The following is a 21,684-nucleotide window of genomic DNA, read 5'->3' on the forward strand; positions in this document are numbered from 1 at the left end:
CACTCGCCCGTCTCCAGGCTCACGGAATGTCCTGCTGCCAGAGCTTCAGACGGATGTCGCGAGCGCGTTCGAAGTGCGCGCGGGCGAGCTGCGCCGCCGACTCCGCGTCCCGGGCGACCACCGCCTCCACCAGCTCGCGATGCTCGACCTGGGTCTGCTCCCAGCGGCGTTCGTAGCTGAGGGTGGTTGCCGGGAAGCGCGTCAGGTGCATGTGGAGCCTGGAGAGCACGTCGATGAGCGCATCGTTGTGGCTCGCGGCCCACATGGTGCGGTGGAACCTGTGGTTGCGCCGAGCGAGCTGGTCGCCGGGCTTCGGGTCAGACGATGCACGGATGAGGCTTTCGAGCCGGATCCGGTCGATCTGCGTGTGACGTTCCGCGGCGAAGCGCGCGACGGACTCCTCGAGCACGATTCGCACGTCGTAGGTGTCGAGAATCTGCTCAGGCGTGCGGTTGGTGACGATCAGACCGCGGGCCGTGCGCTCGACCAGCCCGTCCTGCTCGAGCCCTCGCAGCGCCTCGCGGACCGGGGTGCGACTGACACCACACCACTCGGCGAGACTCTGTTCCCCGAGGGCGCTTCCTGGCGGGAAGGTGCCCTCGATGATGGCGTCGCGAATACGCAGATACGGCGACCTGGCCTCGCGCTGAAGGACATTTTTCTCCATGCGCACGATCCCTCATCCCTGCGCCGTAACCGACTCCGCTGAATCAGCGTATCGCATGCAAGGACATTCGTCGTTGTACAGCTGTGTGCAGGACGTTGACAATTGCATACAACGGTCTACACTCCCATACATGCATCCATCGTCGGGGCTCATCACCGGTCCGCTGCGGTATCTGCGCCGTCCGTTCGAGGCGAACGTCAAGGCCGGCGACCGTGTGCTGGTGGTCACCGACACGGCACAGGACGCCCGGGTGTGGCAGGCCATCATGACGGTGCTCGCCGACCTCGAAGCCGAGCCGACGCTGGCGTTGTTCGAACCCCGACCGGCCGACTACTACGATCCGCCCGATGTCGTTGCGGTGGCGATGTTGAAGTCGGACGTCAACGTGCTCGTCGCGTCGACGGCGATGGGGCACTCGCCATCGGCCATCGCCGCGATGCGAGCCGGCGCGATGATGATCCAGATGGACGGGCACCTCACGCTGGAGATGTTCCAGCGGGGGGCCGCGACCGCCGACTACCTCGAGATCGCGCGGATGAAGCACTACGTCGCCTGCAACGTCTACGGCCCGTCCGCGTCCGAGGTGCGCGTGGTTTCCACTCATGGCACGGACATCACGTACGGCATCGCGGGCCGGGTTCGCGTCCCGCCCCTGCGCTCGGACGACTGGAACCCTTACAGGGCCTATCGGCGCACCGAGGAGGGGATGAAGAACAGTCCGCGCCATCTGTGCCTGTTCCCGGGCGGGGAGTACAACGTCGCCCCCGTCGAGGCCACTGCGAACGGGATCCTGGTTATCGACCTCACCATGCATCACCTCGGGCGGCTGTCCACGGCGGTTGAACTGCGCGTGGAGAGCGGCCGAATCGTCGACATCCAGGGCGGCGCCGACGCATGGCGGCTGCGCCGGCATCTGCGGGACCACGGCGACGACAGCGCTTACATGTTCCCGACCGAGGCGTCGGTCGGATTGAACAAGAACGCGCGCATCGTCGGCGATCAGCGCGAGGACAAGAACATCTACGGGTCAATGCACTTCGGGCTCGGCACCAACTCGGACGTCGGTGGGACGGTCTCCAGCAATCTGCACATGGACGGTGTGATCCTCGAGCCCACCCTCTTTGTCGACGGCGACAAGAAGCTCGAGCTCGGCGAGTTCCTGGTGCCCCTCGACCGTTATGTCGACGATCGTGCCGCCGCGTTCGGCGCGACGACGTACCGTTCCGACGGCTCGCGGTAGGACCGACTGCGATGAATCGCCGTGTGCCGTTGGGACGTTGGTTCCAGGCCAACGGCTGGAACGCGGTGTTCGTCACGCTGGTCCTGTTCCTTTTCGTCTACCCGGTGGTCGTCTTGGTGGCGGGAGCGTTCCGGACGGCGCCTCCAGGCCGGACCGGGAAATGGTCGCTCACGCCATTCCTAACGGCGTTCGGTGACCCGAGGACGTACGAGACGCTCCAGAACAGCGCGATCTACGCCGTCACGAAACAGGTGATCGTGCTGGTGATCGCGCTCACACTCGTCGTCGTATCGACTCGCACCGATCACTGGCTGGCGCGTGTGATCACCCCGATGGCTGTCATGGTGTTCGCGATGCCGGGACTGTTCTTCGCCGTGAGCTGGGGCATGCTCGGCAACGCCGAGATCGGGCTGCTGAACACGTGGTTCGACGCGATCCCGCTGGTCGGCGGATGGATGCCGACCATCGACACCGAATCCTGGCACGGCGTGATCGGGGTGACGGCCCTCAAGAGCATCGCCATCGAGTATCTGCTGCTGTTGGGGCCGTTCCGTGCCATGGACCGTTCTCTGGAAGAGGCCGCAGCCGTGTCGGGCGCCTCGAATACGCGGACGGTCCTCTCGATCAACCTCCCGGTGATGCTTCCCACCATCACCGCCGTCGCGATCATCGGCATCGGCAACGTCATGGGCACACTGGAGGTGCCTTTGGTGCTGGGCCTCCCCGCGGGGATCGAGGTGTTCTCGTCCCGGATCTACCGGTACATCAACGCCGAGTACCCAGCCCAGTACGGCGAGGCTAGCTCGCTCTCGCTGCTGCTCGTCCTCCTGATCGTGTCCCTCGTCCTCCTCCAGCGCCGCCTGCTGCGCGGGCGGAACTTCGAGACGGTCACCGGCAAGGCCCACCGTCGCGACCCGTGGCACGTGTCGGGTGCGGCGTCCTTCCTCGTCTCCGTCCTCATCCTGGCGTACGGGGTTCTCGCGCTCGCCCTGCCGCTCCTCCAGCTGGTGCTGAGCTCGTTCCAGCCGTTCCTGGGCAGCCTGGACAACCTCTCGCTGCAGAACTATCGAGTGCTCCTCGATGACCCGGCGATCCATGCCACGATCGCCAACAGCGTGGTCGTCGGCGTTCTCGGCGGGCTACTGGCTATGGCGCTCGCGGTGGCGTTCGCGTACGGCACATCGCGCCGCACCCCGTTGGGCAGGTTCATCAGCCTGGCAACCTGGATCCCTTACGCACTACCGGGAATCGTGCTCGGCCTGGCGATCCTCTGGGCGTTCATCCCGGTCCCGGGCCTGCAGCTGCTGTACGCGACCGTCTGGATCGTCATGATCGGTCTGGTGGTCAACACCGTGCCGCTCACGAGCCGAGTCGCGGAGACCGCGCTCGAGCAGATCTCGGTGAGCCTGGAAGAGGCAGCCCAGGTGTCAGGCGCCTCGCGACTGCGGACCATCACGGGGATCCTCCTGCGCCTCATTCTGCCGAGCTTTCTGATCGGGTGGTTCGTGGCGATCATCATGATCATCGGGAACCTGGACGTCCCGGTCCTCATGTCCGCACCGGAGAACCAGACGCTGTCGGTCCAGGTGTTCCGGTTCTACTCAGCCGGCCAGGTAACACGAGCCGCCGCACTCTTCTGCATCCTCCTGGCGATCATCGTCGGCTTTCTCCTGATGGCCGTCGTACTGCGCTGGGTCATGGCGAGGTGGCGACGAAACCAGGGCATGACCGACCTGGTGGCGCTGAGGCAGCCGGGTGGCGCGGAGGACCCGGCCGCCGCAGAACCGCGCACGGCGCGGAGCACCGCAGTCTGATCAAGGGAGACAGGCTCATGACCATCCACGACTCGGCGCTGACGATCACCGATCTGCGCAAGTCGTACTCCGGGGTCCCGGCCGTCCGCGGGGTCGATCTGAACATCGAACCGGGCGAGTTCGTCACGCTGCTGGGTCCGAGTGGTTGCGGGAAGACCACGCTCCTGCGGTGCGTCGCGGGCCTGGAGCGCATCGACCACGGACGGATCGCGCTCGGCGATCGGGTCCTCAGCGACGCGCGCACCGGGCAGCTCATCCGACCCGCGAGGCGCAACGTCGGCATGGTGTTCCAAAACTACGCGCTGTGGCCGCACATGACGGTCGAGCAGAATGTCATGTATCCGCTGCGAATGCGCGGTGCGGACCGACGAACAGCGCGCACGACGGCACGCACCACGCTCGACCTGGTGGAGCTGTCCCGATTCGCGGCGCGTCCGGTCGGCAACCTGTCAGGCGGCCAGCAGCAGCGGGTCGCGCTGGCCCGCGCGGTCGTGGCGCACCCGGATCTGATGCTGTTCGACGAACCGCTGTCGAACCTCGACGCGTCGCTGCGCGAGTCGATGCGCCAGTACGTCATCGATGCCCACCGTGCCGCCGGATGCCTATCCGTCTACGTGACCCATGACCAGTCCGAGGCGCTAAGCCTGTCGGACCGGATCGCGGTCATGTTCGACGGGACGGTGCGCCAGACCGGCACTCCCAACGAGGTCTACCGCCGACCGGCCGACCAGCGCGTGGCGCGGTTCCTCGGATTCGACAACTTCCTCGAAGGAACGGTCGTGACAGTCGACGGCGATCGCGCCGAGGTTCAGCTGACCGGCCCGGTTCGGTTGGTGGCCACCCCTACCGCGCCGATTGTCGCCGGCGACGCAGTTCAGGTCGGCGTCCGGAGCAACCATTTCGAGATCATCCCCGACGACGATGCTCCCGCTGATTCGAACGAGTGGTCCGGAGTGGTGCGGCGCGTCCGGAACGCCCAGAGCGTCGTCGACCTCGACGTGCACTGCGCCGGGGCCACCCTGACCGTCCGCGTGCTCGACGTGGCGCGCGGCGACGCGACCGTGTCGCGCGCCGAGGGTGACGCGATCCGGGTCCGCGTCGCCCCCGAATTCGCCGTCGTCCTGCCCAGTGCCGAGCAGTCAACCGCCGACGTTCCAGTCACCGCAGGCGTGGAGAGAGGAGCATGACAATGAAGGTGCAACGTCTCACCCGCGGGATCCGAGCCAGCGCCCTGGCAGCGATGCTGATGCTGGCGGCCGCCGCTTGCGACACCTCCGGCACCACCACCGACACCGCGGAACCAGCCGATGGGGCCGACGCCGCCGAAGCCCTCGGCGGTACAGAGAGGGTCGAGCAGTTCGAGGAGCTCTACCAGGCAGTTCAGGACGCCGGTGAGACCGAGCTCGTGGTGTATAGCGCACACGCCGAGGAGTCCAAGGGCGTGTACGACCAGTTCATGAAGCGATTCCCCGAGATCACGGTCACCGGCGTGGCGGTCACCGGACCGTCCCTGCGCGAACGCATCGAGGCGGAATTCGGCAGCGGTCAGCACGTCGCTGACGTCGTCGCGACCGGAATCACGTCGGCCGGCCTGTACGCGGCGGGCGGAGAGTTCGAGGAGTACGTGCCGTTCACCATGCCCGAAGACATCAACCCGGCCTACTTCGACCCGGGCGGCCGGGCGTTCGCCGCGGGCCTGAGCCCCATGGGCGTCATCTACAACAAGGACCGCGTCTCGGACGACGAGGCACCGGCGTCGTGGGATGAGCTGGTCGACACGCGCTGGAAGGGCGACATCGCCGTACAGAACCCCGGCGTCGCAAGCGGTGCGAACGGGACCTTCGCCCAACTGCTGCACGACGGCACGTACGACGAGGAATGGATCAAGCAGTACGTGGCTCTCGAGCCACGGATCGAGTCGACCGGTCCGGCGGCCGCGACCGACGTGGCGAACGGGATCGTGTCCATCGCTGGTCCGATCCAGTTCAGCTACGCCCAAGGGCTCATGAACCAGGGCGCCAACGTCGGGTATGTGTTCCCGCTGGAGGACAAGAACTACTTCGTGGGCAACTACATGGGGCTGGTTTCCGGTGCTCCGCATCCGAACGCGGCCAAGTTGTTCCTGTCCTGGATTCTGACCCCGGAGGCGGCCGCGGAGCAGTCGAAGACCGGGTTCTACTCGCCGGTGGAAGGTGCCGAGCCGCCGCCGGGACTCGTCCCGCTGTCGGAGATCGAGGTGCTCGACGGTGTCGCCTTCTCCGAGTATCAGGATTACTCGCCGCTCACGAAGCAGGTGATGGCGCTCTTCGGCGGCTGAGGGAATGACCATGGGCGCGACGCGGGACCTTGCCGGCATGATCGAACGCGGCACCGGCGGCCGGACGACCGATCGTTCGGCCGCCCTCGTCGAGCGGTCGATCCTAGACTGGCTCGGATGCGCGATCAGCGGCTCGATGACGGATGCGGCGCAGGTCGCCGCCGAGTACGCGCGCTCCGTGTATGGCGGCGGCGAGTGCCACGTCGTCGGGTCCACACTGCGCTTGGACGCCGGTGCCGCCGCATGGTTGAACGGAATCCAGGGCCATGTGGACGACTTCGATGACTCCGGGTCGCACCCAGCCTCCTATCTGACCCCCACCGTGCTCGCGCTGGGGGAAGAGACCTCGGCGCCGGCTGCCCGGGTCATCGAAGCCTGGACGATCGGCTACGAGATCGCGATGCGCCTCTGCAACGGCATCCGGCCGGACCGCGGCTGGCACACCACACCCCTGTACGGAACGCTCGGGGCAACGGCCGCGGCGTGCGTACTGCTCGACCTGCCCCGCGATCGGATCGAGCACGCGCTCGGCATGGCTGGTTCGGCGACGGGGGGACTGATGCGGAACTTCGGCTCGATGACGAAAGCGATGCATCCGGCCAACGCCGCGCGCTCGGGCATCGAGGCGGCTCGGCTGGCTCGGCTCGGCTACGAGGCGACCCCTGGAGTCATCGAGGGACGCTACGGCCTCGTGGACTGCTTCGGCGGGCCGAAGGCGCACGTTCCGAGCATCAGCGCCTTGCCGTCCGACCCGCTGTTCATCGACCGCCAGCCCCCAGTGATCAAGGCATGGCCGTGCTGCACGGGCACGCACCGCTCGCTCACGGCCGCGTTGTCGTTCGCCGAGGAGTTCGCGCCAGCTCCCGACGACATCGTGCAGGTCAACCACTACGGCCCGCTCATCCCGGGCAAGGGGGCATTGCAATACCGCGACGTGGCGACGCCCACGCAGGGCAAGTTCAGCCTGGAGTACACGCTGGCGGCTGCCCTGATCGACGGCCGAGTGGATCACGACACCTACTCGATCGAGCGGTTCGGCCGCGGCGACATCCAGGCCCTTATGGCCCGCATCCACCGGCATCGCAGCCCGGAGGCCGAGCTGCAGTCGGCGCGAACGGCGGAGGGCATGGACGTCGACGTGCTGACGATCGAGCTGCGCGACGGTCGCGTGCACACGATGAAGCTCGGACCGCGCCGTGTGCTCGACGGCGCCGAGGTGGCGGACAAGTTCGCGGCCAACGCGGCCCGGGGACGGATCCGCGCCACCGCGCCCGAGGTCGTGCAGGCCATACGAACACTCGAGCAGGCGGCGTCCATCGCGCCGCTGATGGCGATGGTCTCCTCGCCTTCGACGGAGCAGGAAAGGGACGGACGATGAGTTCGCAAAGCCCCCCGATCGTCATGATCATCGGCGCGGGGATCGGCGGCCTGACGCTCGCGGCAGCACTCGACACCGTCGGAATCCGATCGACGATTCTGGAGCAGGCGACCAGGTTCACCCGGGTCGGCGCCGGGATTCAGATGACTCCGAACGCGGTCAAGGTGCTGCGTGGAATCGGCCTGGACGAACGGCTACGCGAGATCGCCTACGACGCACAGTGGCGCACGAGCCGCGAGTGGAACACCGCGCGCGAGATCCTCCGGATCCCGATGGGCCGGGTCCTCGAGGAGCGTTACGGCGCGCCGCATCTCCTCCTGCACCGAGGTGATCTCCACCAGGCTCTGCTATCACGTGTACGAAGCGACAGCATCCGGCTCGCCACCCGCGTCATCGACGTGCAGGCCGGCGGCGGCGGGGTGCGGCTCGTCCTCGCGGACGGGACCATCGAGGAAGCAGATGTGGTCGTCGCAGCGGACGGTGTCCACTCCACGACCCGCGAAGCGCTGTTCGAGATGACGCCCGCCGCGTACTCGGGCACCATCGCCTACCGGTCGGTCTTCCCCTCGTCCCTGCTCTCCCGGCCCTTGACCGATCCGAAAAGCAAGTGGCGCGGGCCGGATCGGCAGATCTCGATCTACTACGTCGGCCACGGCGACGAGGTCTACTTCACGACGCGTGTCCCATACCCGGAACCGGTACGGGAGTCGTTCTCGCTCGAGGCCGACCTGGAGGAGCTGCGAGCGGCGTTCGCCGGGTTCCACACCGAGGTGCGGGACTTCCTCGCCGCGTGCCCGAAGGCGCAGAAGTGGGCGATCTACGAACGCGATCCCCTGCCCACCTGGTTGCGCGGCCCGGTGGCGCTCCTGGGTGACGCCGCCCATCCGATGACACCGTCGATGGCGCAGGGCGCCGCCATGTCGATGGAGGACGCCGCGGTGCTCGCCCGGTGCATGGCTGCCGAGCCCGGCGACATCGGCGCCGCCTTGGATCGCTACCTGCGGACCCGGTACGACCGCGCCAGCGCCGTGCAGATGGAGTCCTCGCGCGATCAGTGGAATTGGACGACCGCCGGCTCTGCGGTCACCCATGCCGTCGACAGCGACTACGTCTACAGCTACGACGCATGGGCGGCGCCGCTGGCTGCCGCGGCGGCGGTGAGACGGTGACCGAATCCCAGCTCCCAACCTACATCGAACTCGGCCGCAGGTCCGACGCGCCGGCGGGCTCGTCCTGGGGCCTACTCGGCGATCTGGGCACGATCGGCCTGCTCACCGCGGATCGGGTCCGTCAGGCCGCCAGTTGTGTCGTCACGGGACAGGTCTACAACTTGGACTACCCCGTCAATGCCTTCGACCCGCCACCGAGCGCGACCCGACGACCGACACGGCATCACGTCTTCCAGAAGCGGCCGACCCATCGCGACGACTACCTGGACTCGTTCTACCTGCAGGGGACCTCGCAGATCGATGGCCTGCGTCACCAGGGCCACCCCGACCACGGCTTCTACAACGGCGCGCCCGCCGAGGAGCTGGTGGCCGGCAAGGGCCCACTGGGGATCGACAGCTGGGCTGAGCACGGCATCGTCGGCCGCGGCGTGCTGCTGGACGTCGATCGTCACCTGCGCGCCCGCCGCGGCGTGGGACTCGATCACGCGACAGGCGAGTCGTTCGCGCACGAACTGCTCGACACGGTCGCAGACGCACAGGGAGTCGAGCTACGGCGCGGCGACATCGTGATGCTGCGAACCGGCTGGGCCCGCTACTACTTCGACGAGATGACCGAAGCACAGCGCCAGTCGCTGCCCACCGCGCTGCGGTGCTCCGGCCTGGCGCAGAGCGGGGCGGCTCTGGCCTGGCTGTGGGACCGCGGGATCGCCCTACTGGCGGCGGACAACGTGGCCGTAGAGGTGGTTCCATCGATTGCGGCGCAGGAATTCACCAAGGTGAGCCCCGACCGCCGCCTGCATCCACCGGTCATCGCGTTGCTGGGCATGCCCCTGGGCGAACTCTGGCGGCTGGATCATCTGGCCGAGGCCTGCGCACGTGACGGGCGTTACGACATGCTGGTGGTGGCGTCTCCCCTGAACCTGCCGGGCGGGGTTGGCTCACCGGCCAACGCCGTGGCGATCCGATAGCAACCACGGCCGGGAATCGGTCATGCCGGTCCGCCAGCACGTGGCCGCTGTCTCCCCGGACGGCGAACACCTGAAACGACTTCGGATCCTCGATTTGGTCGGCTGCCGCCGGTAAAGCTCGCATCCGCGTACACCTGGGCGTCCAAGTCACGCTGATCGCCAGGAGCACCTCGTTCGCAGGCGGGCAGACGCGGCGGAGCCGGATCTTCCGCTCGAGCGGCCTGGACCGTCGATGCCGGCATCAGGACCCGCCAAGGAGCGGGCGTGGCGCGAGCAGACGGGCCAGCTGTGACCGGACGACGCAGCGGCGGCTGAGCTCATCGGTCGACGTCGACTCCGCCGAGCCGGACGAGGCGGGACGGCGTCGCGCCGACGGGCTCGCCGCAGGTGGCGCAGACGGCCCTCAGGTGGAGCTCGCCGCCGCAGGCGTGCTCCCACACCGTCGGCGGCGGGCCCTGGGTCACGTACCGGTCGCCCCACTCCATGAGGCCCAGCAGCACCGGCTGGAGCGCCCGCCCGGACTCCGTCGCCAGGTACTCGTAGCGGCGCGGATGCTCGTCGTAGAGGCGCTTTTCCAGCACGCCGGCGTCGACCAGCGTGCGCAGCCGGGCGGCCAGGATGTCGCGGCTGGCGCCGGTGTTGGCGGCGATGGCGTCGAACCGCGTCACTCCGAGCATCACCTCGCGCAGCGCGAGCAGGCTCCACCGCTCGCCGACCACCGCCAGCGCGTTCGCGATGGAGCACTCGCGCCCGCGCATCACGGACCCAGCCGCTCGATGACGGTGGCGTTCGCCAGGCCGCCGGCCTCGCACATGGTCTGCAGGCCGTAGCGCCCCCCGGTCTGCTCCAGAACCGACAGCAGCGTGGTCATGAGCCGGGCGCCGCTCGCGCCAAGCGGGTGCCCGATGGCCGTCGCGCCGCCGTTGACGTTGACTTTCGCCGGGTCGGCGCCGGTCTCGTCCAGCCAGGCCAGCACGACGCTGGCGAACGCCTCGTTGACCTCGAACGCGTCGATGTCTGCCAGGGCGAGGCCGGCGCGGTCGAGGACCTTGCGGGTGGCGGGGACGATACCCAGAAGCATGAGCAGAGGGTCGTCGCCGACGACGGCGAAGGCGTGCAGGCGGGCGCGTGGGCGCAGGCCCAGCCGGCGCGCGGTCTGCGCCTCGGCGATCAGCACGGCGGCAGCGCCGTCATTGACCGGCGAGGAGTTACCTGCCGTGACGTGCCAGCCGATCTCCGGGAACCGCCGCTCCCACGCGTCTGCCCAGAACGACGGCTTCAGCCCGGCCAGCACCTCGACCGAGGTGTCCGGCCGCACCGACTCGTCGACGGCGAGTGGTGCGCCGTCGACGCGGACCACCTCGGCGTCGAACCGGCCGGACGACCACGCGGCCGCGGCCCGGTGGTGGCTGCGGGCGGCGAACTCGTCCAGACGGGCGCGCGACAGCCCGCGACGTGCGGCGATCAGCTCGGCACTGATGCCCTGCGGCACCAGGCCGTCGGGGTACAGCGCGGCGACGCCGGAGCCGAACGGGTCGTGCCCGGCCCACTGGCTGCCGATGGGCACCCGGCTCATCGACTCCACGCCCGACGCGATGACCAGGTCGTACGCGCCGGCGATGACGCCCTGGGCGGCGAAGTGCACGGCCTGCTGACTGCTCCCGCACTGCCGGTCGACGGTGACGGCGGGCACCGACTCGGGCAGCCCGGCGGCCAGCGCCGCCCAGCGCGCGGTGTTCGAGCTCTGCTCCCCGATCTGCCCGACGGCGCCGCTGACGACGTCGTCGACGGCGGCCGGGTCGATGCCCGTCCGCGCCACGAGCGACCGGAGCACGTGCGCGTGCAGGTCGACGGGATGCACCCCGGCCAGGGCGCCGCCCGGCTTGCCGCGTCCGATGGGCGTACGAACCACATCAACGATGACTGCTTCCCGCATGACCCTACTGTACTCGTCAGTTGGAAATTCCAACCCGCGCCCGTCGGCGAGGTGCCCGGCCTAGACTCGGGCAGGTGGACACCGACGCGATCGACCTCGACGAGTTCGAGGCGATGGTCGAGCAGGCCCTGACCGAGCTACCTGACTGGATCCAGGACGCGGTGGCCGGCATCGCGATCATGGTCGACGACCAGCCGCCACGGGACCGGCCGGGCACCGGGCTGCTGCTCGGCCAGTTCCACGGCGTCGCACGCACCCGCATCGGCGGCCGGGTGCCGGGCAGCCTGCCGGACCGCATCGAGCTGTACCGGGTGCCGATCCTGCGCGTCAGCGCGACTCGGGAAGACGTGGCGGCACGGGTGCGCAAGGTGCTCGGCCACGAGATCGGACACGCGTTCGGCCTAGGCGATTCCCGCTTGCGCGAGCTCGGCTGGTACTGACGCTCGCGTTCCACCTTGCCGTGGATGGCCGGGCCGCCACCGCCGACCGGAGAGCAGCGGCGTCGTTCGTACAGGCGGCCACGCTGCGGCACATGTGTCACAGCGGCGTGACCACACTCCAGCGCGACATGCCACCCCCCAAGGTATAAATGTCATGAACCAGCTGATTTCGGGCATTCGACCAGTCGCCGCACCGGCCGCCGGCCGCCCCGCGCCCCTGCCGTCCACTCGCCGAGCGACGCACATACGCGCAGGCCAGAGGGCCTGTGCCGCAGGATCCGAGTCTTGTCTACCGGCCGAACGTACCCCCTCCCCGGACTGAACTGACGAATTCTGCGAAAGGCACTTTGCGACCCCATGGGCCCTGAGTAGGGTTACGCAACTGGGGCGATCTCTAGCCTGTTCGGCTGAATTCCGCTGGATCCCCCAGGAGTCGGAAAGGATCTCGGTCGATCAGCAGGGCCAGGCAAGAGAAGCCAAGGGGACGCCGAACTGGCTACGGTGCCAGGGCGGCCGGTCCCCGCTTCGGCGTCCCGCGCCGCTCTGCCGGCGACTGGGTCGTCGCCAGGGTCCGCCGCTACCCGGCCGTCATCGTCTGCGCGTTCACCGCCACGATCGGCATCACGCTGGGCAACCTGCTCGTCCCGACCATCGACCATGCCCTCGGCATCGGCGACCTCGGCGTCGGCCCGCAGGTGATCGCCTCCCCGGGTGACGAGCCCGGCACGTCGTCCGGCTCCGGCGATCCCGATGCCTCCGGCCCTGACGGCGACCAGCCCACCGAGGGCGGCGGCTCCGGCGCCGACGGCGACAACGGCGACAGCGACCGGCCCGGCGGGTCCGAGGGCTCCGGCGGGTCCGACGAGACCGACGGCCCCGGCGACGACGACACGCCCTCCGGCCCCGGCGACGACGGCTCGCCCGACCCGACCGATGGCGGCGAGACCGACGGTCCCGGCGGCGACGACCCCGATGGCTCCCCCTCCTCCTCACCCGACGCCGAGGACGACTCCCCGGTGTCGCCGGGCATCACGCCACCGGACGACCCGACGCACTCGCCGTCGCCGGACGAGGAGGACGACCCGACGTCGTCGCCGACGGCCGGCAGCCCGACGGCGACGCCGGAGAAGCCGGCGGACGAGGACTCTGAGAACCCCGACACCGAGGACGAGCTCTGCCTCGAGATCGACCTCTCGCCACTGGAGCTGGCGCTGTGCCTCCTCGGCGGGTCGTCCAGCCCGGCACCGGTGCCGTACGTGACGCCCACCGACGCGGCGACACCGACGCCCACGCCCACCCCGACGCCGGACCCGGCTGGCTGACGATCGACGCTCAGCCGAACGTCCAGCCCAGGTGTTCCAGGCCCAGCCGGGCGTAGTGCTCCGGCCCGTCGCCGAGACCGTAGGCGATGTCCTCCAGCACGGTGCACCGCGCGTAGAAGACCGCCCGCCGGCGCACCTCGTCGTCGAACCGGCCGCCGTACCGGCCTGCGTAGGAGTCGGCGATCGCCGCGAACACGTCCGGGCCGAGGTCGCGCAGCAGCCGGCCGAGGTCGTGCGCAGGGTCGGCGATGGCGGCGTCGCTCCAGTCGATGACGCCGGTGACCGCGTTCACTCCGGTGTCGACCAGCACGTGCTCCGTCCCCAGGTCGTTGTGGCAGAACGCCGGCTCCACCAGCGGCCGAGGTGCCGGTGCCTCGAGGAAGGCCTCGATCCGTGGCTTCATCGTGTCCGGCACGGCCGCCGCCACCTCGCGGTACGACGACGCGGCCTCGTCCAGCCAGGAGGCCGGCGGTTCGTCGTCGACGTCCACCAGCCCCGTGACGTCGGCGACCGGGACCGTGTGCAGGGCGCCGAGCAGCTGCGCCAGCGGCACGGCCAGCGCCGCCGGACGCGCGACCGGGTGCCGGTTCAGCGGCGCGCCGGGCAGCCTGCGGTAGGCCAGGAACCCACCGTCGGCGAAGACCGGCTCGGGCACCGGCAGCGGGGACACGCGTGCGACGAACTCCAGCAGCGCCGCCTCCCGCTCCGCGTCGCCGGCGTCCTGGGCGGCTCGCACCACCAGCTCACCGTTGACGTCGTACGCGACGTTGCCCAACCCGGCGCCCAGTCGGGTCACCGACCGCACGTCGTACCCGGGCAGATGCCGGGCGAGAACCGTTCGAACCTCCGAGACCACGAGGGTCATGCTGGATCGTCTCGCCGGCATCGGCAAGACTGCGGGCATGGGATCGAGCAAGGTCACCGTCGAGGTCGAAGGCCGGAAGCTGGCGCTGAGCAACCTCGGCAAGGTGCTGTATCCGGAAACTGGAACCGCCAAGGGCGAGATCATCCAGTACTACACGCAGGTAGCGCCGGTGTTGCTCCCCCACCTCGAGGACCGGCCGGTCACCCGCAAGCGCTGGCCGAACGGCGTCTCCGAGGACAGCTTCTTCGAGAAGAACGCACCTCGCGGCACCCCGCCGTGGGTGCGCACGGCCGAGCTGCCGTCACCGGGCAGCACGAAGGACCGCGACACCGTCGTCTACGTCATGGCCGACGACCTCCCCACCCTGGTGTGGCTGGCCAACCTCGCGGTGCTGGAGATCCACGTGCCACAGTGGACGGTCGACGAGGACGGCCGGGGCACGAACCCCGACCGGCTGGTGGTCGACCTCGACCCCGGTGAGCCGGCCAACATCATCCAGTGCTGCCAGGTGGCGCTGCTGCTCGGCGAGCTGTTCGACGACGCCGGGCTCCCGTCGTACCCCAAGACCAGCGGGTCCAAAGGCATGCAGATGTACGTGCCGCTCGATCGCGGGGCCACCGACGACGAGGTCAGCGCCTACGCGCGTGGCCTGGCGCAGCGACTGGAGCGCGACCACCCGAAGCTGGTCATCTCGCGGATGGAGCGGGCAGCCCGCGGCGGCAAGGTGTTCATCGACTGGAGCCAGAACAATGCCGCGAAGACCACAGTGGCGCCGTACTCCGTCCGCGGCCGCACCGAGCCCACCGTCTCGACCCCGGTCACTTGGGACGAGGTCGAGCAGGGCGCCCGATCGACGGCGAAGAGCCGGCTGCCGCTGCGGTTCGACATCGAGGACGTGCTGGCCAGGCTCGACGAGGACGGCGACCTGCTCGCCCCCATGCTCGACCAGGCCCACCCACTTCCGAGCTGACCGCCGTCAGCCGTAGCTGACCGGGCCCTCGGGCAGGCCGGGCAGGAGCTCCTGTACCTCGTCGCGGCTGAGTCCGGCGGCGAGCAAAACGTCGACGGCCAGCGACCGGACCTGGGCGACGACCACCTGCCCGGCGAAGCCACCGGTGTGCTCCAGCGCCTCGGTAGCCATCTGCGCCGCCGCGACGGCCGACAGCCTGCTCTCCCGTGGCTCGTCGCCGCGATCCAGGTCGATGCGGAGCAGCCGGAGCGCGCCGCCCAGCGCGCGCAGCGACTGCGGCACCTCGCGCGGCACCGGCTCGTCCCGCTGAAGCAGGCTGATGGCGTGCCGGCACAGGACCCGCACGTTCCTGGTCATGTGGTCAACCGGCACCGCGACGTCGAGGAAGGCGCCGAGGTGGCCGCGCTCGCGCCAGCGCACCGGTGCGACGCGGGCCACCTCGTTGGCGCCCTCGAGCGCGGAGTGCATGGCGTCGACGTCGCCTTGCGTCTCCCGGGCCCGCTCCAGCGCCTTGGTCGCGGCCGCGCGGTCGCGGGCGACCAGCGCGTCGGCGACCTCCTCCACCAGCTCCGCGAGCGTCGTCAACAGCGGGTCGATCTGCCGCCGGGCGGCCGAGACCGGGTTCAGCGGCAGCAGCAGCACGCTGATCACCAACCCGACGATGCCGCCGACCAGCGCGTCCACGAACCGGTCCAGGTTGATGGTCGGCCCGTCCACCGGCGGCACCAGCGTCACGACGAGCACCGCCGAGGCCGCCGCCTGGGTGACGATCAGCGGCCCGCCGCCGACCAGCACCGCCACGACCATCGCCAACGTGACGACGAGCGCGATCTGGATGACGCCCGCGCCGATCCAGGCAACCAGCAGGTCGCCGACCAGCACGCCCAGCGCCACCCCGCCGACCAGCTCGAGCACCCGCGGCATCCGCTGGCCCAGCCCGCCGCCGAGCACGATCAGCGCGGCGATCGGCGCGAAGAACGGCTGGGCGTGGTCGATCGGCGGCAGCGTCGCGATCCACCAGGCCAGTGCGGCGCCGACGGCGGACTGGACGATAGGCAGCGCGGTGAGCCGTACCCGCCGCAGCCGGGTGCTTGCGCTCTCGCGCGAGCGCTGCGCCAGCGCGTCCAGGGCGTCCTCGGCCCGGTGGGCACGCGACGAGTTCTCGGGCTCACCAGGCACGTCAACGATGGTAGGGGCTCACGCCACCGGCGACACGTAGACTCTGCGCCCGTGACCAACGGTAAGCGTGCTTGTGTGACGACATTGTCCCTCACCACCGCGGCCCTGTTGCTGGCCGGTTGCGGCGACGACGACTCCCCGGCCGGCGACGACTCCAGCCCCGCGGCCGCCGGGAGCGGGGCGCCGTCGAACGCGTCCAGCACCGAGCCGACCGAGGACGAGTCCGGTGACCCCTTGCTGATGGCCCTCGAGGCGCTCGCCGCGGACTTCGACGGCGCGAAGGACTGCAGCTCGGAGGAGCCGCCGGAGGTCTTCGACGCCAGCGACCAGAACCTCGTCGCCGGCGCGGAGTGGTTCGGGACGCCGAGCACCGACGCTTCAGGCGCCCGGCCGGCGGCCGCGTGGAACGCCGACTTCTGCCTCCCCGAGAGCGAGGAGCTCGCCACCCGGGTCGCGCTCGACATCCTCGAGTTCGACGCCGAGGACGACGCGTCGGCCTGGTTGGAGGACCTCGAGACGGCGACGGCGTCCGGCCAGGTCGTGGTCCGGGGCGAACCGGAGCCGAGCGAGTGCGGGGCCGAGAACCCGAAGACGGCCACCCTCACCGAGCCGTCGGTCGCCGGTGACGACGCCGTCGACGTCGTGGTCGCCGACCCGTGCGGCCCGCTGGCGAAGTTCCCCGAGCTGGAGTGGGACAACCCGACCTATAGCTTCGGCCAGGGCGGGCGCTGGGTCGTCATCACCTTCGTCGAGGTCTCCGGCGGCGGCACCACCCAGGTCGGCGACGACCAAATGATCCTGGAGATGGTCAAGGTGCGGAAGGTCGAGCCGGACCTGCAGCGGGCCGCTGTCGAGACGCTGACCGAGGAGCTGGCCGACGCCTGAGCCGGCACCGTGACAGGTGACTGCCGCTACAGGTACAGGCCGGTCTGGCCGTCGGAGAGGCGCTCGGCGGCGACGGCGTGCAGGTCGCGCTCCCGCAGCAGCACGTAGGTCTCGCTGCGCACCTCGACCTCGGCCTTCTCGTCGGGGTCGAACAGCACGCGGTCGCCGACCTCGACGGTGCGCACGTTCGCGCCGAGTGCCACCACCCGAGCCCAGGCCAGCCGCCGGCCCATGGCGGCCGTGGCGGGTATGACGATGCCGGCCGACGAGCGGCGCTCGCCCTCCTCGCCGTCGAGCGAGACGAGCACGCGGTCGTGCAGCATCCGGATGGGCAGCTTGTCGGGGTCCTGGGGCGTCACAACAGCACAGACTACGTGCTCAATCGGGTCTCAGCGCCGCCGCGCCCGCCACAACAGCAGCCCCACCACGACGGCGGCGCCGGCGATGGCGCCCAGGACCTCGAAACGAGGGTTGCCATCGCGCGTGGTGACCCGTGCCTTCACACCGGCCACCCCGTCCTTGACCAGCCGCGACGGTGCCAGGCGGGCGCTCAGCTCGTCGACGTTGGCGGCGAGCCGCTCGGTGCGCGCGGCGATGTCACGCTGGATCTGCGCGGCGCTGCGGCCACGCCGGTCGATCTCGGCCTGGACCTCGGGCGCGAGCGGCACCGGCTGCCGATGGCGTCCCGGCACCTCGTGCCGGGGCGCCGGCAGCGCGGGATCGGTCGAGCTCACCTGTACCTCCTGGTCGGGCGGTGACGGAACTACCGTACCGATGCCACGCGCTCAGGGAATGTGGATACGGTGTGTCCGTGACTGTGTCGCGACTCTCCCCGGGCGATCCAGCGCCCGAGTTCTCGTTGCCCGATGCCGACGGATCGACCGTGTCGCTGTCCTCGTACCGCGGGCAGCGCGTCGTCCTCTACTTCTATCCGGCCGCCATGACTCCCGGCTGCACCAAGCAGGCCTGCGACTTCCGCGACAACCTCGCGTCGCTGCAGGCCGCCGGGTACGCCGTCGTCGGAGTCTCGCCAGACCCGCCGGCCAAGCTGGCGAAGTTCCGTGAGCACGACGCGCTGACGTTCCCGTTGCTGTCGGATGAGAGTCGCGAGATGCTGACGGCGTACGGCGCCTACGGCGAGAAGCAGCTGTACGGCAAGACCGTCACTGGCGTCATCCGCTCCACGTTCGTCATCGACGCCGACGGGCGTGTCGAGAAGGCCATGTACAACGTCCGCGCCACCGGCCACGTCGCCAAGCTCCGGCGGGATCTCGGGCTCGACGCGGCGTGAGGCGCCCCGGCCTGCGGACCGTCCTCGGTGTCGCACTGATCGTCCTCGGCACGCCGCCGCTGCTGGCCGGCGGGGCCGCCGCGGTCTACGTCGGCCCCGACGACACCGTCGAGCTCGTCCGCAGGGATGTCGCCACTGACAGCCCGGTCATCGCCACGGCGGTGGACCTGGCCTCGGTCACCGGGCCGGTCCTGCACGTCAGCGCCGACGCCGGCGACATCGAGACGTTCGTCGGCCTCGCGCACCGCATCCACGTCGACTCCTACCTGGAGGGCGTGGCACAGCAGACCATCACCGACCTCACCCCGCGCGGCGAGATCACGATCGCGGACTCCACGCCCGACGACAGCGGAGGCGCGGACGACGAGCCGGGATCGGGCCAGGAGACGGAGCCCGGCCCAGGCCTGGAAACCGAACCCACGCCTGGCTTCGAGACCGAGCCCGGCGCCGGATTCGAGACGGAGTCCGTGTCGCGGTCGGGGACGGAGCCCGGCCAGGGACTCGAGACCGAACCCGGCTCGGGACTGGAGACCGAACCCGGCTCGGGGCTGGAGACCGAGCCCGGTCCCGGATTCGAGACGGACCCGGGCACCGGGTCCGAGAACGACGAGGACCTCGGCGCGGAGGACGACCCCGGCACCGGCCTGGGCACCGGAGCCGGTCCGGCGGCCGCACCCGGTGACCTGGACTGGTGGCAGGAGAGCGCGTCCGGCGCGGGCCGCCAGGCGGTCGCGTTCGAGCTGACCGACGAGCCGCTGCGGGTCGTCGTCACCACACCGTCGGCCGCCGCGGCCCTGGACGTGTCGTTCGGCATCGACGCCGAGATCGACGGACTGTTCCTGACCGCCATCCTGGTCGGGGTCGCCGGACTGCTGCTGGTCGCCGGCGGCGTGCTCGTCCTCTGGCTGCGCCGACGGCGGCGCAAGCGTGCGCTCACCGTCGTCTCTTCCCCGGAACCGGCGGACAAGGACGAGGACGAAGACAAAGCCGACGACGCTGACCGGCCGACCCCGCCCGACGGGGACGGCGACGGTGCCAAGCCAGCGGACGGCGAGCCGGAGCCGGAGAAGATCGCGACCGTCACGCCGCTGCCAAAGCGCCCGCTGCCGAAGCGCACGCCTCCGCCGCCCGCGCCGCCGCCACCGCCGAAGCCGACCGCACGGGTCGCGGTCGTCCTCGGCCTCTCCTTGTCCGGGCTGGTGACCGCCTGCGCGCAGGTTCCTGAGGAGATCACCGAGGCCGACCGCGCCTCGACGATCCCGGCCATCACCGCGGACCGGGCCGCGGAGTTCTTCACGCTCTACAGCGAGACCAGCGCAGAGGCCGCGTCCACCCTCGACGGCACGCTGCTGGCCGAGGTCGCCGGTGGCACGCTGCTGGAGACGACGCAGTTCGCCTTCGAGCAGCAGCTGACCACGGGCACCGCGGAGCCCGGCGTTCCCGCCGAACCGGCTGCCGTCGTCCCCGGCACCGTGCTCTCGCCGCAGGTCGACGCCTACCCGATGTGGGCCGTCGTCACCGGCGAACCCGCCGACGGGGCCGCGCCGCCGTGGTACCTGCTGACCCGCGAGGACGCCGCGTCGCCGTGGCTGGCCAGCATCGCCGTTCAGCCCACCGCCCAGACGTCGATCACCGCACCGGTCACCAGCGACGACGGTGACGCCGTCGTCGCTGACGAGGACACCGTCACGCGGGGCCTGGAGGCGCTCGACGCCCTGGTCGAGTACGGCGAGACCGGCGTCGAGCCGGAGCGGATCGACCTCACCAACGCTGACGGCGTGACCCGGCTCCCCCAGCACGGCCTGCAGCTCGACACCGCCCCACCGGAGTTCGGCAGTGTCTCGCGCACCTGCGCCGTCGAGAGCCCCGACGACATCCACTGGCTCACCACCGAGTACGGCGCCGTCGCGCTGGCGACCATCAGCTGCACCCAGACGATGTCCGCCAACCCCGGCTTCTCCGTCGTCATCGAGGCCGACGGCCTGGGCACCATCCCGGGCGGTTCGGAGATCGTCCAGTCGCAGATCTCGCAGAGCGCCAGCTTCATCCTCTCCGTCGACGCCGACGGCTCGGCCACCGTCACCGGGCAGGGCATGCAGCCGCTCGCGATGACCTGGTCCCTCCCCTGACGCCGCGCCACGTTGTCGGGACCGCGCTGTCGACTACGATTGCCGCTGCGCGGGAGTGGCGGAAATGGTAGACGCGTCAGGTTTAGGTCCTGGTGTCCTCGGACGTAGGGGTTCAAGTCCCCTCTCCCGCACTATCGCTCATCTTGCTGGCCGCGCGCGTGCCAGGCCAGGCTCCGGCCAGCACGAACCCGAGCATCGTCATAGCCCATTTTTCGGCCGGGTGGCGAGTCCGTCACACCTGCGGCTCCGGCGGCACACCGCCCAACGCAGCTGGTGCCCGGGTGTGGTTGTACGACGAGGACGGCCGGCGAAGTCGTCCGCGGCAGCGGAATGGTGGCGTCAGAAGGGTGGGGGGCCGGCTGAGTCCTGGGTGGTGCGGACGAGTCCGATGGCCTCGGGTTCGGTGGGGTAGGTGTGGCCGGCGGGGGTGGTCCACCAGGTGGTGTGGTCGGGGTGGTGTGAATGGTGTGGCCGTGGTGGGTCCGATTCAGGTGATGGGTGCGGTGCAGGGCCCAGGTGTTGGCCGCGCCGGTGGTGCCGCCGTGGTGGTAGGGGATCTGGTGGTCGATGTCGGTTTCGGTGGCGGGTCGGGCGCAGGTGGGGAACCGGCACGTTGCATCGCGGGCGGTGACGAATGCGGCCAGTGCGGCCGGGGGCGTGTAGGTGGTGTGCCCGTACTCGAGGACCTCTCCGGTGGTCGGGTCGGTGAGGAGTCGGCGCAGGGTGGCGTCGGCGGCGATGCGCCGGGCGGTGGTGGCGGTGATGGGTCCGTACCCGTCGAGCCAGCCGGGTTGGTCGTCGGCACCGGCAAGGGCGGTCACGGGCACTGTGGCCAGAACCGTCGCTGCCCTTCCCCGACGCTTTGCGAGCCGGAGGACGCCGCTCGTCCTCACGGTCGCGTTCACGGGCGCGCGTGCCCTGTCAGGGTCGCCTGTGCCCGCGGTGGCGGGGTCGCCCCGGCTGAACCTGCCGCCGGCACCTGCACTATCGCTCGCGGCGGTGGTCGTGTCGGAGCCGGTGTCGGTGCTGCTGGTCTGGCTGGTTGCGAGGCAGGTGGGGTGGCAGCAGCCGAGGTGGCCGAGGTTGAGGGCGGTCCAGCCGAGCCCGGTGAGGG

General features: G+C 70.2%; 21 protein-coding genes and 1 tRNA gene. 14 read left to right on the forward strand and 8 right to left on the reverse strand.

Annotation, left to right across the window (positions count from 1 at the left end):
- Positions 1-19: 19 nt before the first annotated feature.
- A complete protein-coding gene (locus tag E1269_RS19020; protein ID WP_131897381.1) occupies positions 20-667 on the reverse strand; it encodes a GntR family transcriptional regulator in 648 nt (215 codons plus the stop codon).
- 130 nt (positions 668-797) lie between these two features.
- Here E1269_RS19020 and E1269_RS32370 point away from each other — a divergent pair, with 130 nt between their 5' ends.
- Genes E1269_RS32370 through E1269_RS19050 form a run of 7 tightly spaced genes read left to right on the forward strand, consistent with a single transcriptional unit; the run spans position 798 to position 9,553 of the window.
- Positions 798-1,907, forward strand: a complete 1,110-nt coding sequence (locus E1269_RS32370; protein WP_476702871.1) for an aminopeptidase — start codon at positions 798-800, stop codon at positions 1,905-1,907.
- Between the two features lie 11 nt (positions 1,908-1,918).
- Positions 1,919-3,721 (forward strand): ABC transporter permease, encoded by a 1,803-nt coding sequence (locus tag E1269_RS19025; protein ID WP_162606506.1) that lies wholly within the window; start codon positions 1,919-1,921, stop codon positions 3,719-3,721.
- Positions 3,722-3,738: 17 nt separating this feature from the next.
- Entirely contained in the window at positions 3,739-4,908 is a 1,170-nt protein-coding gene (locus E1269_RS19030) for an ABC transporter ATP-binding protein (RefSeq protein ID WP_131897385.1), read from the forward strand.
- Positions 4,909-4,910: 2 nt separating this feature from the next.
- The gene (locus tag E1269_RS19035) at positions 4,911-6,038 is read left to right on the forward strand and encodes an ABC transporter substrate-binding protein (protein WP_162606507.1); all 1,128 of its coding nucleotides are present in this window, start codon (positions 4,911-4,913) and stop codon (positions 6,036-6,038) included.
- A 10-nt stretch (positions 6,039-6,048) separates the two neighbouring features.
- Complete coding sequence (locus E1269_RS19040; RefSeq protein WP_162606508.1) at positions 6,049-7,416, forward strand: MmgE/PrpD family protein; 1,368 nt, start codon at positions 6,049-6,051, stop codon at positions 7,414-7,416.
- Positions 7,413-8,585 carry an FAD-dependent monooxygenase gene (locus E1269_RS19045; RefSeq protein ID WP_131897391.1) on the forward strand — a complete coding sequence of 391 codons (1,173 nt, stop codon included), beginning with the start codon at positions 7,413-7,415 and terminating at the stop codon, positions 8,583-8,585. Before E1269_RS19040 ends, E1269_RS19045 begins: the two co-directional genes overlap by 4 nt.
- Positions 8,582-9,553, forward strand: a complete 972-nt coding sequence (locus E1269_RS19050) for a cyclase family protein (RefSeq protein WP_162606509.1) — start codon at positions 8,582-8,584, stop codon at positions 9,551-9,553. Before E1269_RS19045 ends, E1269_RS19050 begins: the two co-directional genes overlap by 4 nt.
- A 317-nt stretch (positions 9,554-9,870) precedes the next feature.
- Here the strand turns inward: E1269_RS19050 and E1269_RS19055 are convergent, their stop codons facing one another.
- Both E1269_RS19055 and E1269_RS19060 read right to left on the reverse strand, forming a co-directional pair.
- Entirely contained in the window at positions 9,871-10,311 is a 441-nt protein-coding gene (locus E1269_RS19055; RefSeq protein ID WP_131897425.1) for a winged helix-turn-helix transcriptional regulator, read from the reverse strand.
- Positions 10,311-11,489: a thiolase family protein gene (locus E1269_RS19060; RefSeq protein ID WP_131897395.1), complete on the reverse strand. Its 1,179-nt coding sequence runs from the start codon at positions 11,487-11,489 to the stop codon at positions 10,311-10,313. The genes E1269_RS19055 and E1269_RS19060 overlap by 1 nt, the downstream gene beginning before the upstream one ends.
- 74 nt (positions 11,490-11,563) lie before the next feature.
- On the opposite strand from E1269_RS19060, the gene E1269_RS19065 reads away from it, so the two are divergent.
- On the forward strand, positions 11,564-11,929 hold the full coding sequence (locus E1269_RS19065) for a metallopeptidase family protein (protein ID WP_131897397.1): 366 nt from the start codon (positions 11,564-11,566) through the stop codon (positions 11,927-11,929).
- A 695-nt stretch (positions 11,930-12,624) separates the two neighbouring features.
- The gene (locus tag E1269_RS19070; protein ID WP_131897399.1) at positions 12,625-13,251 is read left to right on the forward strand and encodes a hypothetical protein; all 627 of its coding nucleotides are present in this window, start codon (positions 12,625-12,627) and stop codon (positions 13,249-13,251) included.
- Between the two features lie 10 nt (positions 13,252-13,261).
- Here E1269_RS19070 and E1269_RS19075 read toward each other — a convergent pair whose 3' ends face one another.
- Complete coding sequence (locus E1269_RS19075; RefSeq protein WP_162606510.1) at positions 13,262-14,116, reverse strand: phosphotransferase family protein; 855 nt, start codon at positions 14,114-14,116, stop codon at positions 13,262-13,264.
- Positions 14,117-14,153: 37 nt separating this feature from the next.
- On the opposite strand from E1269_RS19075, the gene ligD reads away from it, so the two are divergent.
- Entirely contained in the window at positions 14,154-15,086 is a 933-nt protein-coding gene (gene ligD / locus E1269_RS19080; protein ID WP_131897403.1) for a non-homologous end-joining DNA ligase, read from the forward strand.
- Positions 15,087-15,092: 6 nt separating this feature from the next.
- Here ligD and E1269_RS19085 read toward each other — a convergent pair whose 3' ends face one another.
- Positions 15,093-16,265: an FUSC family protein gene (locus tag E1269_RS19085; RefSeq protein ID WP_203433886.1), complete on the reverse strand. Its 1,173-nt coding sequence runs from the start codon at positions 16,263-16,265 to the stop codon at positions 15,093-15,095.
- A gap of 75 nt (positions 16,266-16,340) precedes the next feature.
- Here E1269_RS19085 and E1269_RS19090 point away from each other — a divergent pair, with 75 nt between their 5' ends.
- Positions 16,341-17,150, forward strand: a complete 810-nt coding sequence (locus E1269_RS19090; protein ID WP_131897405.1) for a hypothetical protein — start codon at positions 16,341-16,343, stop codon at positions 17,148-17,150.
- A 26-nt stretch (positions 17,151-17,176) separates the two neighbouring features.
- Here E1269_RS19090 and E1269_RS19095 read toward each other — a convergent pair whose 3' ends face one another.
- Both E1269_RS19095 and E1269_RS19100 read right to left on the reverse strand, forming a co-directional pair.
- Positions 17,177-17,473 (reverse strand): GroES family chaperonin, encoded by a 297-nt coding sequence (locus tag E1269_RS19095; protein ID WP_131897429.1) that lies wholly within the window; start codon positions 17,471-17,473, stop codon positions 17,177-17,179.
- A gap of 66 nt (positions 17,474-17,539) precedes the next feature.
- Positions 17,540-17,884 (reverse strand): DUF3618 domain-containing protein, encoded by a 345-nt coding sequence (locus tag E1269_RS19100; protein WP_203433887.1) that lies wholly within the window; start codon positions 17,882-17,884, stop codon positions 17,540-17,542.
- A 77-nt stretch (positions 17,885-17,961) separates the two neighbouring features.
- Here E1269_RS19100 and bcp point away from each other — a divergent pair, with 77 nt between their 5' ends.
- The 3 genes from bcp (at position 17,962) to E1269_RS19115 (ending at position 20,701) form a co-directional block, all read left to right on the forward strand.
- Positions 17,962-18,441, forward strand: a complete 480-nt coding sequence (bcp, locus tag E1269_RS19105; RefSeq protein ID WP_203433888.1) for a thioredoxin-dependent thiol peroxidase — start codon at positions 17,962-17,964, stop codon at positions 18,439-18,441.
- Positions 18,438-20,570, forward strand: a complete 2,133-nt coding sequence (locus E1269_RS19110; protein WP_131897409.1) for a DUF8094 domain-containing protein — start codon at positions 18,438-18,440, stop codon at positions 20,568-20,570. Before bcp ends, E1269_RS19110 begins: the two co-directional genes overlap by 4 nt.
- 49 nt (positions 20,571-20,619) lie before the next feature.
- A tRNA-Leu gene (locus E1269_RS19115) sits at positions 20,620-20,701 on the forward strand.
- Here E1269_RS19115 and E1269_RS34330 read toward each other — a convergent pair.
- Positions 20,702-21,475, reverse strand: coding sequence for an HNH endonuclease signature motif containing protein (locus E1269_RS34330; RefSeq protein WP_131897411.1), 774 nt, complete (start codon positions 21,473-21,475; stop codon positions 20,702-20,704). It abuts the tRNA gene before it with no gap.
- Positions 21,476-21,684 lie beyond the last annotated feature (209 nt).

The sequence above is a fragment of the Jiangella asiatica genome, from assembly GCF_004349065.1.
Lineage (GTDB): Bacteria > Actinomycetota > Actinomycetes > Jiangellales > Jiangellaceae > Jiangella > Jiangella asiatica.

Bases quoted from the DNA above. Each gene is read 5' to 3' on its own strand.
- E1269_RS19060 (WP_131897395.1), bottom strand. From the start codon at position 11,489: ATGCGGGAAGCAGTCATCGTTGATGTGGTTCGTACGCCCATCGGACGC.
- E1269_RS19095 (WP_131897429.1), bottom strand. From the start codon at position 17,473: ATGCTGCACGACCGCGTGCTCGTCTCGCTCGACGGCGAGGAGGGCGAG.
- E1269_RS19075 (WP_162606510.1), bottom strand. From the start codon at position 14,116: ATGACCCTCGTGGTCTCGGAGGTTCGAACGGTTCTCGCCCGGCATCTG.
- E1269_RS19055 (WP_131897425.1), bottom strand. From the start codon at position 10,311: ATGCGCGGGCGCGAGTGCTCCATCGCGAACGCGCTGGCGGTGGTCGGC.
- E1269_RS19030 (WP_131897385.1), top strand. From the start codon at position 3,739: ATGACCATCCACGACTCGGCGCTGACGATCACCGATCTGCGCAAGTCG.
- E1269_RS19020 (WP_131897381.1), bottom strand. From the start codon at position 667: ATGGAGAAAAATGTCCTTCAGCGCGAGGCCAGGTCGCCGTATCTGCGT.
- E1269_RS19025 (WP_162606506.1), top strand. From the start codon at position 1,919: ATGAATCGCCGTGTGCCGTTGGGACGTTGGTTCCAGGCCAACGGCTGG.
- E1269_RS32370 (WP_476702871.1), top strand. From the start codon at position 798: ATGCATCCATCGTCGGGGCTCATCACCGGTCCGCTGCGGTATCTGCGC.
- E1269_RS19040 (WP_162606508.1), top strand. From the start codon at position 6,049: ATGGGCGCGACGCGGGACCTTGCCGGCATGATCGAACGCGGCACCGGC.
- ligD (WP_131897403.1), top strand. From the start codon at position 14,154: ATGGGATCGAGCAAGGTCACCGTCGAGGTCGAAGGCCGGAAGCTGGCG.
- E1269_RS19035 (WP_162606507.1), top strand. From the start codon at position 4,911: ATGAAGGTGCAACGTCTCACCCGCGGGATCCGAGCCAGCGCCCTGGCA.
- E1269_RS19045 (WP_131897391.1), top strand. From the start codon at position 7,413: ATGAGTTCGCAAAGCCCCCCGATCGTCATGATCATCGGCGCGGGGATC.